The sequence below is a fragment of the Kineosporia sp. A_224 genome (assembly GCF_002198655.1).
Taxonomy (GTDB): domain Bacteria; phylum Actinomycetota; class Actinomycetes; order Actinomycetales; family Kineosporiaceae; genus R-H-3.
The window spans coordinates 1-22,731 of the sequence record NZ_MWLN01000031.1; the positions used below are offsets into that span (position 1 = coordinate 1).

The 22,731-nt window shown below is 71.3% G+C and carries 17 protein-coding genes, 1 tRNA gene and 1 pseudogene; 1 reads left to right on the forward strand and 18 read right to left on the reverse strand.

Translation table 11 applies throughout. The features are described from left to right. Nucleotides 1-39: 39 nt before the first annotated feature. The 7 genes from EDJALFJO_RS01200 to EDJALFJO_RS01230 all read right to left on the reverse strand — a co-directional run bounded on the left by EDJALFJO_RS01200 (nucleotide 40) and on the right by EDJALFJO_RS01230 (nucleotide 8,499). Nucleotides 40-855: an ABC transporter ATP-binding protein gene (locus EDJALFJO_RS01200; RefSeq protein WP_088281394.1), complete on the reverse strand. Its 816-nt coding sequence runs from the start codon at nucleotides 853-855 to the stop codon at nucleotides 40-42. Continuing rightward, nucleotides 852-2,126, reverse strand: coding sequence for a branched-chain amino acid ABC transporter permease (locus EDJALFJO_RS01205; RefSeq protein ID WP_088281396.1), 1,275 nt, complete (start codon nucleotides 2,124-2,126; stop codon nucleotides 852-854). Before EDJALFJO_RS01205 ends, EDJALFJO_RS01200 begins: the two co-directional genes overlap by 4 nt. A 2-nt stretch (nucleotides 2,127-2,128) precedes the next feature. After that, entirely contained in the window at nucleotides 2,129-3,172 is a 1,044-nt protein-coding gene (locus tag EDJALFJO_RS01210) for a branched-chain amino acid ABC transporter permease (RefSeq protein ID WP_198949892.1), read from the reverse strand. A 170-nt stretch (nucleotides 3,173-3,342) separates the two neighbouring features. Beyond that, nucleotides 3,343-4,608 carry a branched-chain amino acid ABC transporter substrate-binding protein gene (locus tag EDJALFJO_RS01215; RefSeq protein WP_088281398.1) on the reverse strand — a complete coding sequence of 422 codons (1,266 nt, stop codon included), beginning with the start codon at nucleotides 4,606-4,608 and terminating at the stop codon, nucleotides 3,343-3,345. Nucleotides 4,609-4,938: 330 nt separating this feature from the next. Next, on the reverse strand, nucleotides 4,939-6,201 hold the full coding sequence (locus EDJALFJO_RS01220; protein ID WP_088281400.1) for a branched-chain amino acid ABC transporter substrate-binding protein: 1,263 nt from the start codon (nucleotides 6,199-6,201) through the stop codon (nucleotides 4,939-4,941). A gap of 225 nt (nucleotides 6,202-6,426) precedes the next feature. Beyond that, nucleotides 6,427-7,692 carry a branched-chain amino acid ABC transporter substrate-binding protein gene (locus EDJALFJO_RS01225; RefSeq protein WP_198949893.1) on the reverse strand — a complete coding sequence of 422 codons (1,266 nt, stop codon included), beginning with the start codon at nucleotides 7,690-7,692 and terminating at the stop codon, nucleotides 6,427-6,429. 168 nt (nucleotides 7,693-7,860) lie between these two features. Beyond that, complete coding sequence (locus EDJALFJO_RS01230; protein ID WP_088281402.1) at nucleotides 7,861-8,499, reverse strand: ANTAR domain-containing response regulator; 639 nt, start codon at nucleotides 8,497-8,499, stop codon at nucleotides 7,861-7,863. A gap of 107 nt (nucleotides 8,500-8,606) precedes the next feature. Between EDJALFJO_RS01230 and EDJALFJO_RS01235 the strand changes: the two genes are divergently transcribed. Next, a tRNA-Leu gene (locus EDJALFJO_RS01235) sits at nucleotides 8,607-8,687 on the forward strand. A gap of 60 nt (nucleotides 8,688-8,747) precedes the next feature. Here the strand turns inward: EDJALFJO_RS01235 and pyk are convergent. The 11 genes and pseudogenes from pyk to EDJALFJO_RS33935 all read right to left on the reverse strand — a co-directional run. Beyond that, nucleotides 8,748-10,172 carry a pyruvate kinase gene (gene pyk, locus EDJALFJO_RS01240; RefSeq protein WP_088281404.1) on the reverse strand — a complete coding sequence of 475 codons (1,425 nt, stop codon included), beginning with the start codon at nucleotides 10,170-10,172 and terminating at the stop codon, nucleotides 8,748-8,750. Between the two features lie 108 nt (nucleotides 10,173-10,280). Then, on the reverse strand, nucleotides 10,281-11,738 hold the full coding sequence (locus tag EDJALFJO_RS01245) for a glutamate synthase subunit beta (protein WP_088281406.1): 1,458 nt from the start codon (nucleotides 11,736-11,738) through the stop codon (nucleotides 10,281-10,283). Continuing rightward, nucleotides 11,738-16,282, reverse strand: a complete 4,545-nt coding sequence (gene gltB / locus EDJALFJO_RS01250; RefSeq protein ID WP_088281408.1) for a glutamate synthase large subunit — start codon at nucleotides 16,280-16,282, stop codon at nucleotides 11,738-11,740. Before gltB ends, EDJALFJO_RS01245 begins: the two co-directional genes overlap by 1 nt. A 315-nt stretch (nucleotides 16,283-16,597) precedes the next feature. After that, nucleotides 16,598-17,797: a prolipoprotein diacylglyceryl transferase gene (gene lgt, locus EDJALFJO_RS01255; RefSeq protein WP_198949894.1), complete on the reverse strand. Its 1,200-nt coding sequence runs from the start codon at nucleotides 17,795-17,797 to the stop codon at nucleotides 16,598-16,600. Beyond that, nucleotides 17,794-18,609: a tryptophan synthase subunit alpha gene (gene trpA, locus EDJALFJO_RS01260; protein WP_088281410.1), complete on the reverse strand. Its 816-nt coding sequence runs from the start codon at nucleotides 18,607-18,609 to the stop codon at nucleotides 17,794-17,796. Before trpA ends, lgt begins: the two co-directional genes overlap by 4 nt. Next, the gene (trpB, locus tag EDJALFJO_RS01265; RefSeq protein WP_088281412.1) at nucleotides 18,606-19,868 is read right to left on the reverse strand and encodes a tryptophan synthase subunit beta; all 1,263 of its coding nucleotides are present in this window, start codon (nucleotides 19,866-19,868) and stop codon (nucleotides 18,606-18,608) included. Before trpB ends, trpA begins: the two co-directional genes overlap by 4 nt. Before the next feature lie 51 nt (nucleotides 19,869-19,919). Next, nucleotides 19,920-20,732 carry an indole-3-glycerol phosphate synthase TrpC gene (trpC, locus tag EDJALFJO_RS01270; protein WP_088281414.1) on the reverse strand — a complete coding sequence of 271 codons (813 nt, stop codon included), beginning with the start codon at nucleotides 20,730-20,732 and terminating at the stop codon, nucleotides 19,920-19,922. A gap of 93 nt (nucleotides 20,733-20,825) precedes the next feature. After that, a complete protein-coding gene (locus tag EDJALFJO_RS01275; RefSeq protein ID WP_088281416.1) occupies nucleotides 20,826-21,227 on the reverse strand; it encodes a DUF2752 domain-containing protein in 402 nt (133 codons plus the stop codon). Beyond that, nucleotides 21,224-21,700, reverse strand: a complete 477-nt coding sequence (locus EDJALFJO_RS01280) for a CD225/dispanin family protein (RefSeq protein ID WP_088281418.1) — start codon at nucleotides 21,698-21,700, stop codon at nucleotides 21,224-21,226. Before EDJALFJO_RS01280 ends, EDJALFJO_RS01275 begins: the two co-directional genes overlap by 4 nt. 106 nt (nucleotides 21,701-21,806) lie before the next feature. Next, nucleotides 21,807-22,133, reverse strand: coding sequence for a CD225/dispanin family protein (locus EDJALFJO_RS01285; RefSeq protein ID WP_088281420.1), 327 nt, complete (start codon nucleotides 22,131-22,133; stop codon nucleotides 21,807-21,809). A 221-nt stretch (nucleotides 22,134-22,354) separates the two neighbouring features. After that, a pseudogene (locus tag EDJALFJO_RS33935) lies at nucleotides 22,355-22,731 on the reverse strand (hypothetical protein); the annotation flags it as partial.

The following is a 22,731-nucleotide window of genomic DNA, read 5'->3' on the forward strand; positions in this document are numbered from 1 at the left end:
CGCCCTCCCGCCCGGTCGGCGCAGCGCCGGAGTTGACCGTCATTCGTCGCTCCCGTAGCCATCGGTCCCGGTCTTGCCCAGGTACGCCTCGACGACGCGCTGGTTGTTGCGGATGTCGTCCGGCGAGCCCTCGGCGATGTTCTGACCCCGGTCGAGGACCGTGATCCGCTCGCTGACCCGCATGACGACGCTCATGTCGTGCTCGATGAGGAGCACGGACACCTTGCGCTCGTCGCGGACCCGGTGCACGAAGTCCACGAACCGGGCCGACTCCTGCGGGTTCATGCCCGCCGTCGGCTCGTCGAGCAGGAGCACCCGAGGCCGCAGGGCGAGCGCCCGGGCGACCTCGAGCCGGCGCTGGTCGCCGTAGGACAGGTTGCGCGCGTACTCCTCGGCGGTCTTGCCGATCCCGACGAAGTCGAGCAGCTCGCGGGCTGTGTCCCGGGCCTGCGCCTCCTCCCGCCGCTGGGCGGGGGTGCGCAGGATGGTGGAGACGATCCCCGACTTCATGTGGGAGTGCATCGCCACCATGACGTTCTCCTCGGCCGTCATGAGGTTGAACAGCCGGATGTTCTGGAACGTCCGGGCCAGACCCATGTGCGCGATCGTGTGCGGTGCGAGACCGGACACGTCGGTGTCACCGAGGCTGACCCGCCCCGAGGTCGCCTTGTAGAGGCCGGTGAGGACGTTGAAGAACGTCGTCTTGCCGGCGCCGTTCGGGCCGATGAGGCTGACGATCCCGTTGTCGGGGATGACGAACGAGACGTTGTCGACGGCGACGAGACCGCCGAACTTGATGGTGATGTTGTCGGCGCGCAGGGCCTCGCCGACCGTGGTCCCGGGCTGGGGGGTCATACCGGCTCTCCTTCGAGGTCCGCACCGACGGACTCCAGGTCGCCGCGCTCGGGCTCCTGGAGCACCTGCCGGGTCCGGGTCTCGGGCAGCAGGCCCTCGCGCCGGAACAGCATCATGAGGATGAGGATCAGGCCGAAGAGCAGGAACTGGTACGACGGGAAGTCGATGTCCGTCCCGAAGGACGAGTTGATCTGCTGCCCGACCTGTTCCAGACCGGTGGAGTTGATCCAGGCCAGCGCCAGGGCGCCGATGGTGACGCCCCAGACGTTGCCCATGCCGCCGAGGACGACCATCGCGAGCAGGGTGATCGAGATCGCGAAGTCGAACCGGCTCGCGAAGACGCCGCCGACGTGGGTGGCGAACGCGACGCCGCCGAGACCGCCGGCGAAGGCGCCCACGGCGTACGCCGAGAGCTTGGTCTTCATGAGCGGCACCCCCATCATGCTCGCCGCGAGCTCGTCCTCTCGGATCGCGAGCCAGGCACGGCCGAGCCGGCCCTCCCGGATCCGCAGGGAGACGAAGATCGTGAACGCCGCGAGCAGGCAGTACACGAGGAACTTGTACGGCAGGTCGCTCGCCTTGAGCGCCAGCTCGTCCGGGACCCCGGGGATGTAGCTCACCGGCCACGTCGGGATCGGGTCGACCGGGCTGATGCCCTTGTCGCCGTTCGAGAGGTTGAAGACGCCGTTGGGGCCGATGCGCTCACCGTTGCGCAGGATCTGCGGGATGATCTCGCCGAACCCGAGCGTGACGAGCGCGAGGTAGTCGCTCTTCAGGCGCAGCGTCGGCGCGCCGATGATGAGGCCCCACAGGGCGCAGAAGAGCCCCGCGATCGGCAGCACCAGCCAGAAGTTGACGTGGATGCCGGTGTCGAGACCCTCGATCGCCGGCGGGTGGCCGAGGATGCTCAGCTTGAGCCCGCCCCAGCTCTTGTACATCGACGACGCGAACGGCGACATGATCCAGCCGGCGACGTAGCCGCCGAGGGCCCAGAACGCCACGTACCCGAGGTCGAGCAGCCCCGCGTAGCCGACGACGATGTTCAGACCGAGGGCGAAGACCACCCACAGCACGGCCTCGTTCACCGCGCTGACGGAGAGCCAGCGCCGGAAGAAGGTCTGCACGTCGGCGGGTGCGTTCGGCAGGATCTGGGAGTAGAGCAGGAAGATCACGACGACCGCGATGAGCAGGCCGACGGCCCACTTCCGGTTCGTCGAGTGCGCCTTCGCGGCCGCGGCCGCGGTGCCGGGAGCGGCGGTGGTCGTCGCCATCGTCACACCTTCTCCGTGGTCGGCTTGCCCAGGATGCCTTCAGGCTTGAAGACCATGAGCAGGATGAGGATGGTGAACACGACCGTCTGGGAGTAGGCGACGCCGAGCCCGAACCGGTCGTTCAGGGCCTGGACGAGCCCGATGAGCACGCCGCCGAGGACGGCGCCGTTGAGGTTGCCGATACCACCGAGGACGGCCGCGGTGAACGCGATGAGACCGAGCTGGAAACCCGCGTCGTACCGCGTGGTGCCGAACGTCTGCAGGTACAGCAGACCGGCGGCGCCGGCCATCGCGCCACCGAGGGCGAACGTCAGCGAGATCGTCCGGTCGACGTCGATGCCCATGAGCCGGGCGGCGTCCTGGTCCTGCGCCGTGGCGCGCATCGCCTTGCCCTGCCGCGTCTTCTGGATGACCCAGTTGAGGCCGAGGAGCAGCGGGATGGTGACCGCCGTGACGACGATCATCGACCACGGCACCTTGACGTTGAGCACGGTGAAGCCGCTGGACCCGAGGATCGTGTCCCAGTTGCGCTGCCCGGAGCCGTTCGACTTGATGCCGCCCCACTGGTACACGAAGGACAGACCGACCGCCGTGATGAGCGGCGCGAGCTTCGGCGCCCGGCGCAGGCGCCGGTACGCGACGCGCTCGGCCGTCGTGTTGAGCGCCGCCCCGAAGAGCATCGCGAGCACGAGGGTGGCGACGAGCGCGAGGAACGCCCCGGTCGTCGCCGCGGTCGCCCCGAAGGTGCTGACCATGAGGAACCCCGACAGCACGCTGGCGAGCATGAACAGGTCGCCGTGGCTGAAGTTGATCAGCTCGATGATGCCGTAGACGAGCGTGTAGCCCAGGGCGATGAGCGCGTAGAGCGCACCCTGGTTCAGCCCCACGACCATGGTCGTGAAGAACGCGGCGGGGGTGGCGACGAGGTGCCAGACCGCGAACGCGGCGACGGCGAGCAGCAGCAGGAAGCCGGTCCCCCGTTCGAGGAGGGCGCCTATGGCGAGAGACGGCCGGGACTCGGCGGCCTCGACAGCGGTTTGGCTCATGGGCGAAGCCCTTCGGGTGGTCGACGGGAACAGATGATCGACAGTGGGCGCACGCTACCGGGTCGGGGCGGCGCGCGTGCCGTCTTGCGCGTCCGTCATGCGCACGGACGTGGCGCGGACAGTCCGGCGGGGCGGCCCGATGCACGGGCCGGCCCGCCGGCAAGGGTGGTTCAGCTGACGGTCTGCGCCGCCACGAACGTCTCCTTGTTGTCCTTGATGACCTCGACGGAGATGTCGATCGCCGTCGTGTCGCCCGTCGCCGGGTCGATCTTGATCTCCTTGCCGATCGCCGCCTTGTCGGCCGGGATCGAGACGCCGGTGCCCGCGAGCACCTGCTCGGTGACCGACTTGCGGCTGCCGTCCGACTTCTCGATGGCCGCGAGGATGACCTGGACCGCCGCCACGCCGTAGAGGGCGTAGTTGGAGGCCGGGTCGACGCCGTACTTGGCCTTGTAGTCCGCGAGGAGCTTGGCGGCCGCGCCGCCGCCGGCCTTGAGCTGGTCGGTGGTCAGACCCGCGAAGGTCAGGTACATGCCCTGGGCCTGCGGGAGCTTGTTGAGCTCCGGGTAGCCGGTGAAGCCGTCCGGGCCCATGAGCTTGACCGCGCCGGCGTTGTCACCGAGGACGGCGACCTTGTCCTTGACGAGCTGGCCGCCGTTGTTGTCGTAGATGCCGGCCAGGTAGACCATGTCCGGCTTCGCCGCGTTGATCTTGTTGAACAGCGCGGTGTAGTTGGCCTGCTTGGCGTCCCACGGCTCGTTGGCGATGACCTTGATGCCGAGCGCCGCCGCCTTGGTCTCGAACGACTTGCCGACACCCTGACCGTAGGTCTGGTTGTCGTTGAGGATGTAGACCGACTTCACGCCGAGCTTCGACTGCGCGTAGATCGCGGCGGCCGCACCCTGGTAGTCGTCCGTCGTCACGACGCGCGCGTAGTTGCGCGTGCCGGACGGGTAGTACTTCTGCGGCTCGCCCGGGTCCCAGGTCTTCGTCAGACCGGGGTTGGTGTTCGCGTGCGACACCATGAGCATCGGGCCCGTCGGGTCCTGGTTGAGGACCGGCACCTCGATCTTGGCGCAGCCGGAGTTGAACGTGCCCATGACCGCGACCTCGGCGGTGTTGGCCACGTGCTCCTGCGCGTTCTTCGCGCACGTCGCGTCGTCCCAGGCGCCCTTGGCGGCCGTCGAGTTGTCGTACGTCTTCAGCTCGACGGTGTAGTCGCCGGCCTTGTTGCCGATCTGCTCCAGGTAGAGCTTGATCGCGTTGTTCGTGGAGTCCGACGCGTCCTTCGAAGCACCCTGCAGCGGCAGGTCGGTCGAGATGACGACCTTCTTGCCACCGCCGTCGCCTGCAGCGCCGCTCGAGCCGCCACCGCAGGCCGCGAGCGCGAGGCCTGCGAGGGCCACCGCCGCAACAGCCTTGATCGGCTTCACCATGTCTAGAACCTCTCCCCGGCCGGGTCGAGCGCCCGGCTCCGATGGTCGGGGAAACTACCACCGCCGACTCCCCCCGGGAGGGGCTGGGCCGCCCCGTTCGGCGACGTCTCCACAACGATTCGAAAACGCTCTCAGGGGAACGTACACAAATCGGTATACAAGTCGGTGTACAGATGACCGGTGGGTTTCGTCCGTGTTGCGGTGGTGCGATCCCCCAGAAGCCACTCATGGCGGACCTCACAGCCTGCGACCGCCGGCCACGGGGACGACGGAGGGGCCGGGTGCGACGCACCCGGCCCCTCCCCCGCGGCGAGGCCGCGGGTGGGTCGATCAGCTGACGGCCTGGGCCTGGAGGAAGGTCTCCGCCCCGCCCTTCATCTGGAGGATCGAGACGTCCTTGGAGGTGACGTCACCCGTCGCCGGGTCGATCTTGATCTCCTTGCCGGTGACCGACTTGTCGGCCGGGATCGTGATCCCGTCGCCCGACAGGACGGCCTCCGTGACCGACTTGCGCGTGCCGTCGGACTTCTCGATGGCGGCCAGGATGACCTGGGTCGCCGCGACGCCGTAGAGGGCGAAGCTCGAGGTGAGGTCCTTGCCGTACTTGGTCTTGTAGTCGGCGAGCAGCTTGGCCGCGGCGCCGCCGCCGGCCTTGAGCTGGTCGACCGTGAGACCGGTGAACGACAGGTAGAGGCCCTCGGCCTGCGGCAGCTTCTGGAGCTCCGGGTAGCCGGTGAAGCCGTCCGGCGCCATCATCGGCACGGTCGCGTTGTCACCGAGGACGGCGACCTTGTCCTTGACGAGCTGGCCGCCGTTGTTGTCGTAGATGCCTGCCAGGTAGACCATGTCCGGCTTCGCGGCCTTGATCTTGTTGAACAGGGCCGTGTAGCTCTGCTGCTTGGAGTCCCACGGCTCGTTCGCGATGACCTTGAGGCCGATCTTCTTGGCCTGCTCCTCGACCGCCTTGCCGACACCCTGACCGTAGGTCTGGTTGTCGTTGAGGATGTAGATCGACTTCGCGCCGAGCTTCTCCGCCGCGAACGTCGCCGCCGCCGAGCCCTGGTAGTCGTCCGTCGTGATGACGCGCGCGTAGTTGCGCTGACCCGACGGGAAGTACTTCTGCGGCTCGCCCGGGTCCCAGGTCTTCGTCAGGCCGGGGTTGGTGTTGGCGTGCGACACCATGAGCATCGGGCCCGACGGGTCCTGGTTGAGGACCGGTGCGATGATCTTCGCGCAGCCCGAGTTGTACGTCCCCATGACCGCGACCTCGGCGGTGTTCGCGACGTGGTCCTGCGCGTTCTTCGCGCACGTCGCGTCGTCCCACTGCCCCTTGGCGGCGGTCGAGTCGTCGTACGCCTTCAGCGTGACGCTGTACGCGCCCGCCTTGCCGCCGACCTGGTCGAGGTAGAGCTGGATCGCGTTGTTCGTCGACGACGACGCGTCGGCGGACGCGCCCTGCAGCGGCAGGTCCGTCCCGATGACGAGCGCCTTGCTGTCGCCACCGGCGGAGCCGGTCGAGCTGCCGCCGCCGCACGCGGCGAGCGCGACGGCACCGAGAACGACCGCCGCGGCCACGCGGATGGGTTGCTTCATATCCAGTGGGTTCCCTTCGCTGCGCGGGCCTGCTGCCCGCTCACCGGGCCGGAACCTAGCACCGACCTGTGTCGCCGATCAGCATGCTGAGGGCCGTTCGACGGTCACCGGTCGGCAACGATTCGCCGAGCGGTCGCCCATGTGAGGACAAAGCGCGCAGAGCGGCCGCCGAGCGGGATGACCCGCTCGACGACCGCTCTCCGCGACCGTTACCGGACCGTTGTGTCAGCTGACCGGCTGCGCCGCCACGAAGGACTCCGTGTTGTCCTTGATGACGAGGACGGAGATGTCGATCGCGGTCGTGTCGCCCGTCGCCGGGTCGACCTTGATCTCCTTGCCGATCGCCGACGTCGCCGCCGGGATCGTGATGCCCTCGCCGCTGAACACCTGGTCGGTGACCGACTTGCGGGTGCCGTCCGACTTCTCCAGGGCCGCGAGGATGACCTGGACCGCCGCGACGCCGTAGAGCGCGAAGCTGGTGCCGGGGTCGGCGCCGTACTTGGCCTTGTAGTCGTCGAGGAGCTTGGCGGCAGCGCCACCGGCGGCACGCAGCTGGTCGTTCGACAGGCCGGCGAAGGTCAGGTACATACCCTGGCCCTGCGGGAGCTTGTCGAGCTCCGGGTAGCCGGTGAAGCCGTCCGGCGCCATCATCGGCACGGTCGCGTTGTCACCGAGGACGGCGACCTTGTCCTTGACGAGCTGGCCGCCGTTGTTGTCGTAGATGCCGCCGATGTAGATGAGGTCGGGCTTCGACGCCTTGATCTTGTTGAACAGAGCCGTGTACGTCGGCTGCTTGGCGTCCCACGGCTCGTTGCCGGCGACGGTGATGCCGAGCGCCTTCGCCTTCTCCTCGAAGGCCTTCGCGACGCCCTGGCCGTAGGTCTGGTTGTCGTTGAGGATGTAGACCGTCTTGGCCCCGAGCTTCTCCTTGGCGTAGATCGCCGCGGCGGCGCCCTGGTAGTCGTCGGTCGTGATGACGCGGGCGTAGCTGCGCGTGCCCGTCGGGAAGTACTTCTGCGGCTCGCCCGGGTCCCAGGTCTTCGTCAGGCCCGGGTTGGTGTTCGCGTGCGACACCATGAGCATCGGGCCGTTCGGGTCCTGGTTGAGGACCGGCGCGATGATCTTCGCGCAGCCCGAGTTGATCGTCCCCATGACGGCGATCTCGTCGGCGTTGGCGACGTGGTCCTGGGCGTTCTTCGCGCAGGTGGCGTCGTCCCACTGGCCCTTGGCGGCGGTCGAGTCGTCGTAGATCTTCAGCTTGACGTTGTAGTTGCCCGCCTTGGAGCCGATCTGGTCCAGGTAGAGCTGGATGGCCTGGTTCACCGCCTTGGACGAGTCCCCGGAGGCGCCCTGGAGCGGCTGGTCGGTCGCGATGATGAAGGTCTTGCCCGCATCGCCGGTGCCACCGCCGGAAGAGCCGCTGCCGCACGCGGCGAGAGCCATGGCCCCGGCCAGGGTGATCGCCCCGGCCGTCAGCAGTCGTCGTCGCATTCGCATCTCCTCGGATCGTCCGCGGACCCGCTGCCCGCCGAGTGGCCGCAGGCTAGCGACGATCTTGTGACGGCGGCGTCGCGCGACCGCGTCGGTTGGGTAACGAAGGAACGGCCCGCCCCGGACAGGACGGACCGTTCGTCACGAACCGGACGGCAGAGGCGCTGCTCAGGCCTCCGCGCCGCCGCGGACGGTGGCGGAGCCCTCGGCGGGGTTCGTCGAGCTGACGATGGCGCTGGCCACCTCGCGCATGGTGAGGCGCTTGTCCATCGACGTCTTCTGGATCCAGCGGAAGGCTTCGGGCTCGGTCATGCTGAACTTCGACTGGAGCAGGCCCTTGGCCCGGTCGACGAGCTTGCGGGTCTCGAACCGGTCGGACAGGTCCGCGACCTCGGCCTCGAGGGCGGCGATCTCCTGGTGCCGGCTCACGGCGATCTCGAGCGCCGGGAGCAGGTCGGCCGACGTGAAGGGCTTGACGACGTACGCCATCGCACCGGCGTCCCGGGCCCGCTCGACGAGCTCGCGCTGCGAGAACGCGGTGAGGAGCACGACAGGGGCGATCCGGCCGCCGGCGATCCGCTCGGCCGCCGAGATGCCGTCGAGGACGGGCATCTTGATGTCCATGACGACGAGGTCCGGCCGGTGCTCCTCCGCGAGGCGCACCGCCTCCTCGCCGTCGCCGGCCTCCCCGACCACGTCGTAGCCGGCCTCCCTGAGCATCTCGACGATGTCGAGCCGGATCAGGGCCTCGTCCTCGGCCACGACCACTCGGCGCGCGGCTACGGTCCCGTTCTCACCTGTGGTCACGGCGCAAGCCTAGGCCCTCCGGGTTGCGGGGACGTGTCGTGGCGCCCGGGGGTGGCGCAGGTGACACCCGACCGGGTGATCCGGTGCTCGGCTAGAGTCGGTGCAGCGCCGGGTTGGTGGAACGGCAGACACAGCGCACTCAAACTGCGCCGCCGAGAGGCATGCGGGTTCGAGTCCCGCACCCGGCACGGACGGCAGCGGCCGGCGCCCCGAGGGGAGCCGGCCGCTGCTCTTCGTGCAGGTCGTGGTCAGGCGTCCGGGTTCGTCGTCGCGTTCCCGATGCCGTGCACGCGCAGCGTGTTCAGCGAGCCCGGCACCCCGGGCGGGGAGCCGGCGACGATGACGACCTGGTCGCCGAGCCGGCCGCGCCCGCTCGTGAGCAGGGCCTCGTCGACCTGCCCGACCATGTCGTCGGTGTGCGCCACCTCGTCGACGAGGAACGTCTCCACGCCCCACGTCAGGGCGAGCTGGGAGCGCACCTCGGGTCGGGGGGTGAACGCGAGCAGCGGGATCCGCGAGCGCAGCCGGGCCATCCGCTTGGCGGAGTCGCCGCTCGTCGTGAACGCGCAGAGGAACGCGACGTCGAGCAGCTCGCCGACGGTCGCCGCCGCGTAGGTCACGGCGCCGCCCTTCGTCGAGGGCCGGGTGCCGAGCGGGGAGATCCGGTCGAGCCCCTGCTCCTCGGTGACCGTGATGATGCGGGCCATCGTCTGGACCGCCTCGAGCGCGTACTTCCCGACGCTCGTCTCGCCCGAGAGCATGATCGCGTCGGCGCCGTCGAGGACGGCGTTCGCGCAGTCGGACGCCTCGGCCCGGGTCGGGCGCGGCAGCGAGATCATCGAGTCGAGCACCTGGGTGGCGACGATGACCGGCTTGGCGGCCCGGCGGGCGAGCTCGACGGCCCGCTTCTGCACCATGGGGACCTGCTCGAGCGGCAGCTCGACGCCGAGGTCGCCGCGGGCGACCATGATGCCGTCGAAGGCGCGGACGATCTCCTCGAGGTTGTCCACCGCCTGCGGCTTCTCGACCTTGGCGATGACCGGCAGCCGGTGGCCGACCTCGTCCATGATCTTGTGGACGACCTCGATGTCCGCGGCGCTGCGGACGAACGAGAGCGCGATCATGTCGGCGCCGAGGGACAGCGCCCAGCGCAGGTCGGCCTCGTCCTTGTCGGACATCGCCGGCACGCTCACGGCGACGCCGGGCAGGTTGAGGCCCTTGTTGTTGGAGACCGTGCCGCCGATCTCGACCGTCGTGACGACCCGGGGGCCCTCGACGGACGTCACCCGCAGCGCCACCTTGCCGTCGTCGACGAGGATGATGTCGCCGGCGGAGACGTCACCGGGCAGGCCCTTGTACGTCGTCCCGACGAGGTCCCGGTCCCCCGGGACGTCCTCGGTCGTGATCGTGAGGACGTGCCCCTCGGGCAGGTCGTGCGGGCCGTCGGCGAACCGGCCGAGCCGGATCTTCGGGCCCTGCAGGTCGACGAGCACCCCGACGGCGCGATGGGTCTCGTCGCTCGCCGCCCGCACCTCGTCGTAGCGCTTCTGGTGCTCCTCGTACGAGCCGTGGCTCAGGTTGAGCCGGGCGACGTCCATCCCGGCACGGACGAACTCGGCGACCCGGCCGTCGACGGACGGGCCGAGCGTGCAGACGATCTTGGCGCGACGCATGCGTGGCGTTCCTCGGAGGTCGTTGTGGACGCCGTGCGGCCGATCCGGGCCGCACGGTGCTGCCTGGCGCCGCCTTCGCCGCCGGCGTGGATCTGGTCGGACCTGCGGTCAGACGGTCAGCGGCCTCGCCGTCGGCGGGATGGGCGCAGGAAGAACGCTACTCCCCGTGAGCCAACGGTCGACCGAAGCCGCGCACGACCGCCCCTCGGCGATCGCCCAGACGATGAGCGACTGGCCGCGCCCGGCATCGCCGGCGACGAACACGCCGGGCACCGACGACATGTACGCGTCGTCCCGGGAGATGTTGCCGCGCGGGTCGAGCGCGACGTCGAGCTGCTCGACGAGCGCGCCCTTCTCCGGCCCGACGAAGCCCATCGCGAGCAGGACGAGCTGCGCCGGGATCGTCCGGACCGAGCCCTCGACGGGCTGGAACCGGCCGTCGACGAGCTCGACCTCGACGAGCTCGAGCCCGCCGACGGCGCCGTCCTCGTCGCCCACGAAGCGCTGGGTGCTCACGGCGTAGACCCGCTCGCCGCCCTCCTCGTGCGCGGAGGTCACCTTGTACGTCATCGGGTACGTCGGCCACGGCTGGCCGGTGGGCCGCTCCTCGGTGGGGCGGGGCATGATCTCGAGCTGCGTCACCGAACGGGCGCCGTGCCGCAGCGAGGTGCCGAGGCAGTCAGCACCCGTGTCGCCGCCGCCGATGATGACGACGTCCTTGTCGTGCGCCGTGACCTGGCCCTCGACCGTCTCGCCGACGGCGACCCGGTTGGCCGGCGGGAGGAACTCCATCGCCTGCATGATCCCGGTGAGCTCGCGGCCGGGGACCGGCAGGTCCCGCCAGGCGGTGGCGCCGACGGCGAGGACGACGGCGTCGTACCGCTCGCGGAGCGCCTGGCCGGTGAGCTGGCCGCCGACGTCGACGCCCGGGCGGAACCGGGTGCCCTCGGCCTCCATCTGGGCGAGCCGCCGGTCGAGGACGTTCTTCTCCATCTTGAACTCGGGGATGCCGTACCGCAGCAGGCCCCCGACCCGGTCGGCCCGCTCGTAGACCGCGACGGTGTGACCGGCCCGGGTGAGCTGCTGCGCGGCCGCCAGGCCCGCGGGGCCGGAGCCGACGACGGCGACGGTCTTGCCGGACAGCCGCTCCGGCGGCTTGGGCTCGACCCAGCCGCGCTCGAACGCCTCCTCGATGACCGTGACCTCGACCTGCTTGATGGTCACCGGCGGCTGGTTGATCCCCAGCACGCAGGCGGTCTCGCAGGGCGCCGGGCACAGCCGCCCGGTGAACTCGGGGAAGTTGTTCGTCGCGTGCAGGCGCTCGATCGCCTCCCGCCAGTCACCGCGCCAGGCGAGGTCGTTCCACTCGGGGACGAGGTTCCCGAGCGGGCAGCCGCTGTGGCAGAACGGGATCCCGCAGTCCATGCAGCGGCCGGCCTGCCGGCGCAGCACGGTGCGGTCGGTGTCCTCGTAGACCTCGCGCCAGTCCTGGATGCGGACGGGGACGGGGCGCCGCGGCGGCAGCTCGCGGTCGCGGACGGTGAGGAAGCCCTTGGGGTCAGCCATCAGTTCGTCTCCATGATCCGGCTCCAGACGACGTCGGACTCGAGGTCGAGCCCTTCGGCGACCGCCTGCTTGCGCACGCCGACGACCCGCGCGTAGTCGCGCGGCATGACCTTCGTGAAGCGGGGCACCGCGGCCGGCCAGTCCTGCAGGAGCCGCCACGCCACCGCGGACTCGGTCTCCTCCCGGTGCCGGCGCACGATTCCCTGGAGCACCTCGGCGTCCTCCTCGTCGAGCGGCAGGAGGTCGACGAGCTCGGTGTTCACGCGCATCGTCCGCAGGTCGAGCACGTACGCCTCGCCGCCGGACATGCCGGCCGCGAAGTTGCGGCCGGTCCGGCCGAGGACGACGACCGTGCCGCCCGTCATGTACTCGCAGCCGTGGTCGCCGACGCCCTCGACGACGGCGGTCGCCCCGGAGTTGCGGACGCAGAACCGCTCGCCGACCTGCCCGCGCAGGTAGATCTCGCCGCTCGTGGCGCCGTAGCCGATGACGTTGCCGGCGATGATGTTGTGCTCCGCGGCGAACGCGGCCGACCGGTCGGGGCGGACGACGATCCGCCCGCCGGACAGCCCCTTGCCGACGTAGTCGTTCGCGTCGCCGAACAGCCGCAGGGTCACGCCGTGCGGGACGAACGCGCCGAACGACTGCCCGGCGGAGCCGGTGAGCGTCACGTCGATCGTGTCGTCCGGGAGGCCGTCGCCGCCCCAGCGCTTCGTCACCTCGTGGCCGAGCATCGCGCCGACCGTCCGGTTGACGTTGCGCACGGGCAGGGTGACCCGGACCGGCTCGCGCCGCTCGAGGGCGTCGGCCGACAGCTCGACGAGCGTGTGGTCGAGCGCCTTCTCCAGGCCGTGGTCCTGCACGGTGACGCAGCGGCGCGGGGTGTCCGCCGGGACGTCCGGCGTCGCGAGGATCTTCGTGAGGTCGAGCCCGGACGCCTTCCAGTGCTCGACGGCCGCGGCCGTGTCGAGCGCCTCGGCATGCCCGATCGCCTCGTCGAGGCTGCGGAAGCCGAGCTCGGCGAGGTACTCGCGGACCTCGGTCGCGATGTACTCGAAGAACGTCACGACGAACTCGGGCTTCCCCGAGAACCGGGCGCGCAGCTCGGGGTTCTGGGTCGCGACGCCGACCGGGCAGGTGTCGAGGTGGCAGACCCGCATCATGATGCAGCCGGACACGACGAGCGGCGCGGTCGCGAAGCCGAACTCCTCGGCGCCGAGGAGCGCGGCGACGACGACGTCGCGGCCGGTCTTCAGCTGGCCGTCGGTCTGGACGACGATCCGGTCCCGCAGACCGTTGAGCACGAGCGTCTGCTGGGTCTCGGCGAGGCCGAGCTCCCACGGGGCGCCGGCGTGCTTGAGCGAGGTCAGCGGGCTGGCGCCGGTCCCGCCGTCGTGGCCGGAGATGAGGACGACGTCCGCGTGCGCCTTGCTGACGCCCGCCGCGACCGTCCCGACGCCGACCTCGGAGACGAGCTTGACGTGGATCCGCGCCCCCGGGTTGGAGTTCTTCAGGTCGTGGATGAGCTGGGCGAGGTCCTCGATCGAGTAGATGTCGTGGTGCGGCGGCGGCGAGATGAGGCCGACGCCCGGCGTCGAGTGCCTGGTCCGCGCGACCCACGGGTAGACCTTGTGGCCGGGCAGCTGGCCGCCCTCGCCGGGCTTGGCACCCTGCGCCATCTTGATCTGGATGTCGTCCGAGTGCGTGAGGTACAGGCTCGTCACGCCGAACCGCCCCGACGCGACCTGCTTGATCGAGCTGCGCCGCGCCGGGTCGAGGAGCCGCTCGGGGTCCTCGCCGCCCTCCCCCGTGTTGGACTTGGCGCCGATCGAGTTCATCGCGATCGCGAGGGTCTCGTGCGCCTCCATCGAGATGGAGCCGTACGACATCGCCCCGGTCGAGAACCGCTTCATGATCGACTCGATCGGCTCGACCTCGTCGAGCGGGACCGCCGGGCGCTGCCCCTCCTTGAACCGGAAGAGCCCGCGCAGCGTCATGAGCCGGGCCGACTGCTCGTCGACCTTCGACGTGTACTCCTTGAACACGTCGAACCGGCGGGAGCGGGTCGAGTGCTGGAGCCGGAAGACCGTGTCCGGGTCGAACAGGTGCGGCTCGCCCTCGCGGCGCCACTGGTACTCGCCGCCGACCTCGAGCCGGCGGTGCGGGTCCCGGATGCCGTCGGCGGGGTACGCCTTCGCGTGCCGCCTCGCGACCTCGTCGGCGATGACGTCCAGACCGATGCCGCCGAGCTGGGACGTCGTCCCGGTGAAGTACCGGTCGACGAGCTCGGTGCCGAGGCCGATGGCCTCGAAGACCTGGGCACCGCGGTAGGACGCGACCGTCGAGATCCCCATCTTGCTCATGACCTTGAGCACGCCCTTGCCGAGCGCCTTGATGAGGTTGGCGACGGCCTTCTCCGGCGAGACCCCGGTGATGTCGCCGCGCCGGACGAGGTTCTCGACGCTCTCCATCGCGAGGTACGGGTTGACCGCGGCCGCGCCGTAGCCGATGAGCAGCGCGACGTGGTGCACCTCGCGGACGTCACCGGCCTCGACGATGAGCCCGACCTGGGTGCGGGTCTTCTCCCGGATCAGGTGGTGGTGGACCGCGCTCGTCAGGAGCAGCGACGGGATCGGCGCGAGGTCGGCCGTCGAGTCACGGTCGGACAGGACGACGAACTTCGCGCCCTGCTCGATCGCGGCGGAGACCTCGGTGAAGATCTCCTCCATCCGCTCGCGGAGGGCCGATCCCCCGCCGTCGACCTTGTACAGGCCCTTGACGGTGACCGTCGCGTAGCCCGGCAGGTCGCCGTCCTTGTTGATGTGCACGAGCCGGGCGAGCTCGTCGTTGTCGATGACCGGGAACGGCAGCACGACCTGGCGGCAGTGCGCCGGGCTCGCCGAGAGCAGGTTGCCCTCCGGGCCGATCGCCGTCCCGAGCGCCGTGACGAGCTCCTCGCGGATGGCGTCCAGCGGCGGGTTCGTCACCTGCGCGAAGAGCTGGGTGAAGTAGTCGAAGAGCAGCCGCGGCCGGTTCGACAGCACCGCGATCGGGGTGTCCGTGCCCATCGAGCCGATCGGCTCGGCGCCGGCGCGGGCCATCGGCGCGACGAGGAGCCGCAGCTCCTCCTCGGTGTAGCCGAAGGTCTGCTGGCGCCGGGTCACCGAGGCGTGGGTGTGGACGACGTGCTCGCGCTCGGGGAGGTCCTTGAGGAAGATCCGCCCCGCGTGCAGCCACTCGTCGTACGGGTGCTGCCCGGCGAGGTCGGCCTTGATCTCCTCGTCGTCGACGATCCGGCCGTGCTCGGTGTCGACGAGGAACATCCGGCCCGGCTGGAGCCGGCCCTTCTTGACGACCGTCGACGGGTCGATGTCGAGGACGCCGACCTCGCTCGCCATGACGACGAGGCCGTCCTCGGTGACCCAGTACCGGGAGGGGCGCAGGCCGTTGCGGTCGAGCACGGCACCGATGAGCGTGCCGTCGGTGAACGCGACGCAGGCCGGGCCGTCCCACGGCTCCATGAACATCGAGTGGAACTCGTAGAACGCGCGCCGGGCCGGGTCCATCTCGGCGTGGTTCTCCCACGCCTCGGGGATCATCATGAGGACGGCGTGCGGCAGCGACCGGCCCGCGAGGTGGAGCAGCTCGAGGACCTCGTCGAAGCTCGCCGAGTCGCTCGCGTCGGCGGCGCAGATCGGGAAGAGCCGCTCGAGGTCGCCGGGGACGACGTCGGAGACGAGCTGGCTCTCCCGGGCACGCATCCAGTTCCGGTTGCCCTTGACCGTGTTGATCTCGCCGTTGTGGGCGATGAGCCGGAACGGGTGCGCCAGCGGCCACGACGGGAAGGTGTTCGTCGAGAACCGGGAGTGGACGACGGCGAGCTCGGTCGCGAACCGGCGGTCCGACAGGTCGGGGAAGAACGGCTCGAGCTGGCCGGTCGTGAGCATGCCCTTGTAGACGAGCGTGCGCGACGACATCGAGGGGAAGTACACGCCCGCCTCGTGCTCGGCACGCTTGCGCAGGCAGAACGCCATCCGCTCCAGGGCCATCCCGACGACGCGACCGCGGGCGGACTCGACGAACAGCTGCCGGAAGCGCGGCTGGACCGAGCGGGCGGTGGCGCCGACCAGGCCCGCCGTCGTCGGCACCTCGCGCCAGCCGAGGACCCGCAGCCCCTCGCCCGCGGCGATCGCCTCGATCGACGCGACGGCCTGCGCCTCGGCGTCGTCCTCGTCGGGGAGGAACGCGATCCCGACGGCGTAGGAGCCGCGCGGCGGGAGCTCGAAGTCCACGACACCGCGCAGGAACGCGTCCGGCACCTGGGTGAGGATGCCGGCGCCGTCGCCGGTGTCGACCTCGGCGCCGACAGCGCCCCGGTGCTCGAGGTTGCGCAGCGCGGTGAGCGCCTTCTCGACGATGTCGTGGCCGGGCTCGCCGCGCATCGTCGCGACGAACGCGACGCCGCAGGCGTCGTGCTCGTGCGCGCCGTCGTAGAGGCCGGAGGCCTCGGGCTGGGCGGAGAACCGGCGGAAGGGCGTCAGCATGCGTCCACCTCGTCGTCGATCGTCCCGAGCGGCGGCGAGGGCCTCGCCCGTCTCGGATGCGGCTGTGCTGCGGCGGTCGGCCGGGCGGCGGGCAGGGGGTGTGTCGTCACCGTGCACGGCGGTCCCGGAACGGTCCGGTCGTGACGTCTGCCGGCGGGAGGAGGGCTCGTGACCCGTCCCGCAGATCGGCGTCACCGACCCGCGTGGGACGTCCATGGCCCTCGTGGAGTGGTCACACTGTAACGGGTGACGGAACCTCTTCGTAACATGCGGAGGCGTCGTCGCCCGACGGATCCACCACGCTGCGGAAAGTGCTCAGTTGATCGCTGAACGTGAGGATGTGTCGCCCGCGGACTCCTCGGCCGCGGACTTCTCGTCCGCCTTGCCGTCCGCCTTGCCGTCCGCCTCGCCGTCCGCCTCGCCGTCCGCCTCGCCGTCCGACGCGTCGTCGGCCTGGTCCTCGACGTCCGGTCGCTTCTCCGCGCCCGGCTCCTTCCCGGCGGGCTCGTCCCCGGCGAGGGCGTCCGTGACCTTCGCGTCGGCCGCGTCCTTCGCGTCGTCCTTCGCGTCGTCCTTCGCGTCGTCCTTGAGGTCGTTCATCAGGTCGGGCTTCTCGTCCGCGGGATCGACGACCGGCCGGACGAGCACACCGTCCCGGCCGGGACGCCGCCGGGTGACGACGACGAACGCGACGATCGCGCCCACGAGCACGACGATCGACGTCCAGATGTTGATCCGCAGCCCGAGCACCTTGGTGGCCTCGTCGATCCGCAGCGCCTCGATCCAGAGCCGCCCGCTCGTGTAGACCGCGATGTACAGGGCGAACAGCCGCCCGTGCCCGAGCCGGAAACGCCGGTCGGCCCACAGCAACAGCGCGACGCCCGCGGCGTTCCACAGCGACTCGTAGAGGAACGTCGGGTGGAACGGCCCGTCCGGGTCGACGATCGGCGCGCCGGTCGTGCTGTCGCGCAGCGCCTGGCCGGCTGACTGGTCCCACTCGTAGATCTTCAGGCCCCAGGGCAGGTCCGTGGGCCGCCCGAAGAGCTCGTTGTTGAAGTAGTTGCCCCACCGGCCGAGCGCCTGGGCGGCGAGGATGCCGGGCGCCAGGGCGTCGGCGAGCGGCGGGAGGTAGACCCCGCGCCGGCGGGCGCCGATGTAGGCGCCGAGCGCACCGAGCGCGACCGCGCCCCAGATGCCGAGCCCGCCCTGCCAGATGTAGAACGCCTTGACCGGGCTGCCGCCCTCGCCGAAGTACGGGCCCGGCGAGGTGATGACGTGGTAGATCCGCCCGCCGATGATCCCGAACGGCACCGCCCAGGCGGCGATGTCGAGGACGACGCCCTCCTCGCCGCCACGGGCCGCGTAGCGCTTCTCGCCCATCCGGACCGCAAGGATGATCCCCGCGATGATGCACAGGGCGTACGCCCGCAGCGGGAACGGCCCGAGGTGCCAGACCCCCTGGGTCGGGCTCGGGATGACCGCGTGCAGCGCCGCCCCCGCGGCCGCGACGGTCACGCCGTGCGGCCTTCGCGGACCCCGGCCGCGAGGTCGGCGGCGAGCGCACGGAGCGCGTCGAGGCCGGACTCACGGTCCGGTGCGTCGGCAAGCACCTTGACGAACGCCGAGCCGACGATGACGCCGTCCGCGAACGCGGCCACCTCGGCGGCCTGCGCGCGGTTCGAGACGCCGAGGCCGACGCAGACGGGCAGGTCGGTGACGGCCTTGGTGCGGGCGACGAGCGCCTCCGCGGCGTTCCCGACGGTGCCCCGGGTGCCGGTGACCCCCATGGTCGACGCCGCGTAGACGAACCCGCGGCAGGCCCGCACGGTCGAGAGGAGCCGCTCGTCGGTCGACGACGGGGCGACGAGGAAGACCTTGTCGAGGTCGTGCTTGTCGGCGGCGGCGAACCACTCGTCGGCCTCGTCGGGGATGAGGTCCGGCGTGATGAGACCGGCACCGCCGGCGTCGGCGAGGTCGGCGGCGAACCGCTCGACGCCGTACCGGTCGACGAGGTTCCAGTACGTCATGACGAGCGGGACGGCACCGGCGTCCGCGACGGCACGCACCGCGAGGAAGGCGTCCCGGGGCCGGGCACCGCGCTCGAGCGCCACCTCGACGGCGTGCTGGATGACCGGGCCGTCCATGAGCGGGTCGGAGTACGGGACGCCGACCTCGACGATGTCGGCGCCGCCCTCGACGAGCGCGCGGCACGCGGCCACGGAGTCCTCGACGGTCGGGAAGCCGACGGGCAGGTAGGCGACGAGGGCGGCCCGGCCCTGCGCACGGGCGTCGGCGAGGACGTCGCCGACCCGGGTGTGCGCGCTCACCGGTCGCCCGCCTCGGTCGCCTCGGGGGCCTGCTCGGCGTCCGGGACGAGCCCGAACCAGCGGGCGGCGGTGTCGACGTCCTTGTCGCCGCGCCCCGACAGGTTCACCAGGACGACGCCGTCGGGGCCGAGGCGCTGCCCTGCGCGCAGCGCGCCCGCGAGGGCGTGCGCGCTCTCGATGGCGGGGATGATCCCCTCGGTCCGGCACAGCAGCCTGAAGGCCTCCATCGCCTCGGCGTCCGTGACCGGCTCGTACGTGGCCCGGCCGATCTCGTGGAGCCACGAGTGCTCCGGCCCGACGCCCGGGTAGTCCAGGCCGGCCGAGATCGAGTGGCTCTCGACGGTCTGGCCGTCCTCGTCCTGGAGGACGAAGGTGCGGTTGCCGTGGAGCACGCCCGGCAGGCCGCCGGTGATGGACGACGCGTGCCGGCCGGTGTCGACACCGTCGCCGCCGGCCTCGAGCCCGAGGAGCGCGACGCCCGCGTCGTCGAGGAACGCGTGGAAGATCCCGATCGCGTTGCTGCCCCCGCCGACGCACGCGACGACGACGTCGGGCAGCCGGCCGACGAGGTCGAGCACCTGCTGCCGGGCCTCGACACCGATGATCCGGTGGAAGTCGCGGACCATCGTCGGGAACGGGTGCGGGCCGGCGACGGTGCCCAGCAGGTAGTGCGTGTCGGCCACGTTCGTGACCCAGTCGCGCATGGCCTCGTTGATGGCGTCCTTGAGGGTCCGCGACCCGGCGGTCACCGGGATCACCTCGGCGCCGAGGAGCTTCATCCGGGCGACGTTGAGCGCCTGCCGCCGGGTGTCCTCCTCGCCCATGTAGACGACGCAGTCGAGGTCGAGCAGCGCGGCCGCCGTGGCCGTGGCGACGCCGTGCTGGCCGGCCCCGGTCTCGGCGATGACCCGCTTCTTGCCCATCCGCTTCGTGAGGAGCGCCTGGCCGAGCACGTTGTTGATCTTGTGCGAACCGGTGTGGTTGAGGTCCTCGCGCTTGAGCAGCACCCGGGCGCCGCCGGCGTGCGCGGCGAACCGCTTCGCCTCGGTGAGGATGCTCGGGCGCCCCGAGTAGGTCCGGTGCAGGTGGTCGAGCTCGGCCGTGAACGCCGGGTCGGCCATCGCGGCGGTGAACTCGCGGTCGAGCTCGTCGAGCGCCGCGACGAGCGCCTCCGGGACGAACCGGCCGCCGAAGCGGCCGAAGTACGGGCCGCGGTGGGCCGTCAGGGCCTGCACGGGCAGGTCGGTCGGGGCGCTCACAGGACGTTCCCTTCGGTCGGGCGGCGGGTCAGCGCGCTGACGCCGCCTGCCTCACTTGCGGACCGCGCGCAGCGCGGGATGGGCGCCGGCGGCGACGAGGTCGGCCACCGCCGAGCGCGGGTCCTTGCCGGTCACGAGACTCTCACCGACGAGGACGGCGTGCGCGCCGGCCCTCGCGAAGTCGAGGACGTCGTGCGGCCCGCGGACGCCGGACTCGGCGATCCGGTAGATCCCGCTGGGGATCGACGGGCAGACCCGGGCGAAGACCTGCCGGTCCACCTCGAGGGTCTTGAGGTTGCGGCAGTTCACCCCGATGACCCGGGCGCCCGCGTCGACCGCCCGCTGCACCTCGGTCTCGTCGTGGACCTCGACGAGGGCGGTCATCCCGAGCGAGTGGACCCGCTCGACGAGCGAGACGAGCGCCTCCTGCTCGAGCGCCGCGACGATGAGGAGGACGACGTCCGCGCCGTGCGCGCGCGCCTCCCACACCTGGTAGGCGGAGACGATGAAGTCCTTGCGCAGCACCGGGATGTCGACCGCCGCGCGGACGGCGGCGAGGTCGGCGAGGCTCCCGCCGAAGCGGCGCTCCTCGGTGAGCACGGAGATGACGCTCGCTCCCCCGGACTCGTAGTCGGCTGCGAGGCCGGCCGGGTCCGCGATCGCCGCGAGGGCCCCCTTGCTCGGGCTCGAGCGCTTGACCTCGGCGATGACCTTGACGGTCTCGCCCTCGCGCAGCACCGACTCGGCGGCGAGCGCCGAGGGTCGGGCCGCGGCCATGGCCTGGAGCGACTCGAGGCTCGTGGCGGCCTGACGGCCGACGAGGTCCTCACGGACACCCGCGAGGATGTCGTCGAGCACGGTCACGCGTGGCCCCCTGTCTGAGTGGCGGACGCCTCAGATCGTACCGACCCCGGACGCCTCCCCCGTCCGGGGGCACGGAACGGGACGGACCGGGCGTCAGGGGGCGAGCCACTCCAGGCCGGGCACGTTGCGCAGCACCCAGAACCCGAGGATGACCCCGAGGAGCGACCAGACCGCCCAGGGCGGCGCCGCCCAGGTCCGGGCCCGCCCCCGCGCGGCCCGGCGGGTCCAGCGCAGCCAGGTCCAGAGCAGGAGCGGGACGGCGGCGACCGTCAGCGGGTTGCGGTCCACGGCCGTGAGCAGGTCCAGGTGCGCCATCGCGTGGATCGCCCGCAGCGAGCCGCACCCCGGGCAGTAGAACCCGGTGAGGAACAGGAACGGGCACGTCGGGTAGTGGCCGGCCTGGTTCGGGTCGACGGCGCCGACGTACCCGACGACGGCCGCGGCCAGGGCGGCCGCCCCGGCCGGGCCGGCGAGCCGCCGCGCCGCCGACGTCACGGGGCCGTGGACGCGCCGGTGCCGAGGGCGACGGCGAAGATCCCGATGTAGAAGATCACGACGAGGACGAGCAGCACGCCGTAGGTGATGGCGCTCCACGTGGCGAACTGCTTGGCCTTGCGCGCCGACTCGGTCGCCCCGGCGACGTCGCCCCGCAGCCACTTGTCGTTGACCTGGGCCGCGTACACGATCGAGACGATCCCGAGCGGCAGGCAGCAGAGCACCGTCGAGAGGATCGCCCACACGAGGTAGTTGTCCGGCGGCGGCCCCGCGGGCGGGCCGTAGACCGGCTGCGCGGGGTACCCGGCCGGGTAGCCACCGGGCTGCTGGTAGGCCGGCGGCTGTGCCGGGCCGGGCTGGCCGTAGGGCGCGGGGGCGCCGTACGGCGGCTGCTGCTGGCCTCCGGCCGGCCAGGACGGGGTGCCCGGCTCCGGCTCAGGGGCGGACGGCGGGTACGGGCCGTCAGTGCTCATCGGGGAACTGGCCTTTCGGGACGCGGAGCGCGGAGGCTGCCCACGCGGTCGGGTGGGATGCGTGAGCCCCGGCCGCAGGGCGGCCGGGGCTCACGGCACGGTGCTGTCAGCTCCCGGACGTGCTGCCCGCGATACCGAGCACGACGACGAGGATGAAGTAGAGGATGCTGCCGACGACACCGATGATCGTGCCCCACATGGCGAACTGCTTCGCCTTGCGCGAGGAGTCCTGCGCACCCGCGACGTCGCCCTGCGCCCACTTGCCGTTGACCTGGGCCGCGAACACGATCGCCGGGATGGCCAGCGGCCAGCAGCAGAAGATCGTGAGGATCGACCAGATGAGGTAGTTCGGGGGCGGCGGGCCGCCGGCGGGCTGCCCCGGGGGCACGGCCCCGTAGGGCGGCGGGGGCGGCGGTGCACCGTATTCGGACATGACTCTCCATCCCGAGTTGGGGCCCTCGTCAGGGCCGATGGCGGATCACGCTAGTGGTCCGCGAACGGCGATCATGGCACCGGGGCGTCGTCCGGGACCGGCGTTTCGCACCACTCGTCGTCGTCCGCAGCGTCGGGACGGCGTCGCGACGGCCTCTCGACGCACGTGCGGCCGGGGCCCGAGGGACCCGGCCGCACGCCGCACACGCTCGTTCGAGGTGCTCAGTTGCCGGTGAAGACGTTCCCGAGCCCGAGGAAGAGGCCGCCGACGAGCGACAGCGCACCGAGGCCGATCGCGACGAAACCGACGATCTTCGCGGTCTGGGCGTTGCCCGGCAGGCCCTGCTTCTCGGCCTGGGTCGCCATGACGACCGAGGCGATGCCGAGACCGAGGCCGACGATCGAGCAGCACAGCGCCATGACGATGCCGGCGATGCCGAGGTAGAGGGCCGTCTTGACCTTCGAGTCGGTGGCGGCGGCGGCCGGGTAGCCGCCGGGGGCGCCGGCGTAGGGCGGCGGGGCGCCGTACGGCTGCTGCGGCGCACCGTACTGCGGCTGCTGCGGGGCGCCGTACTGGGGCTGCTGCGGGGCGCCGTACT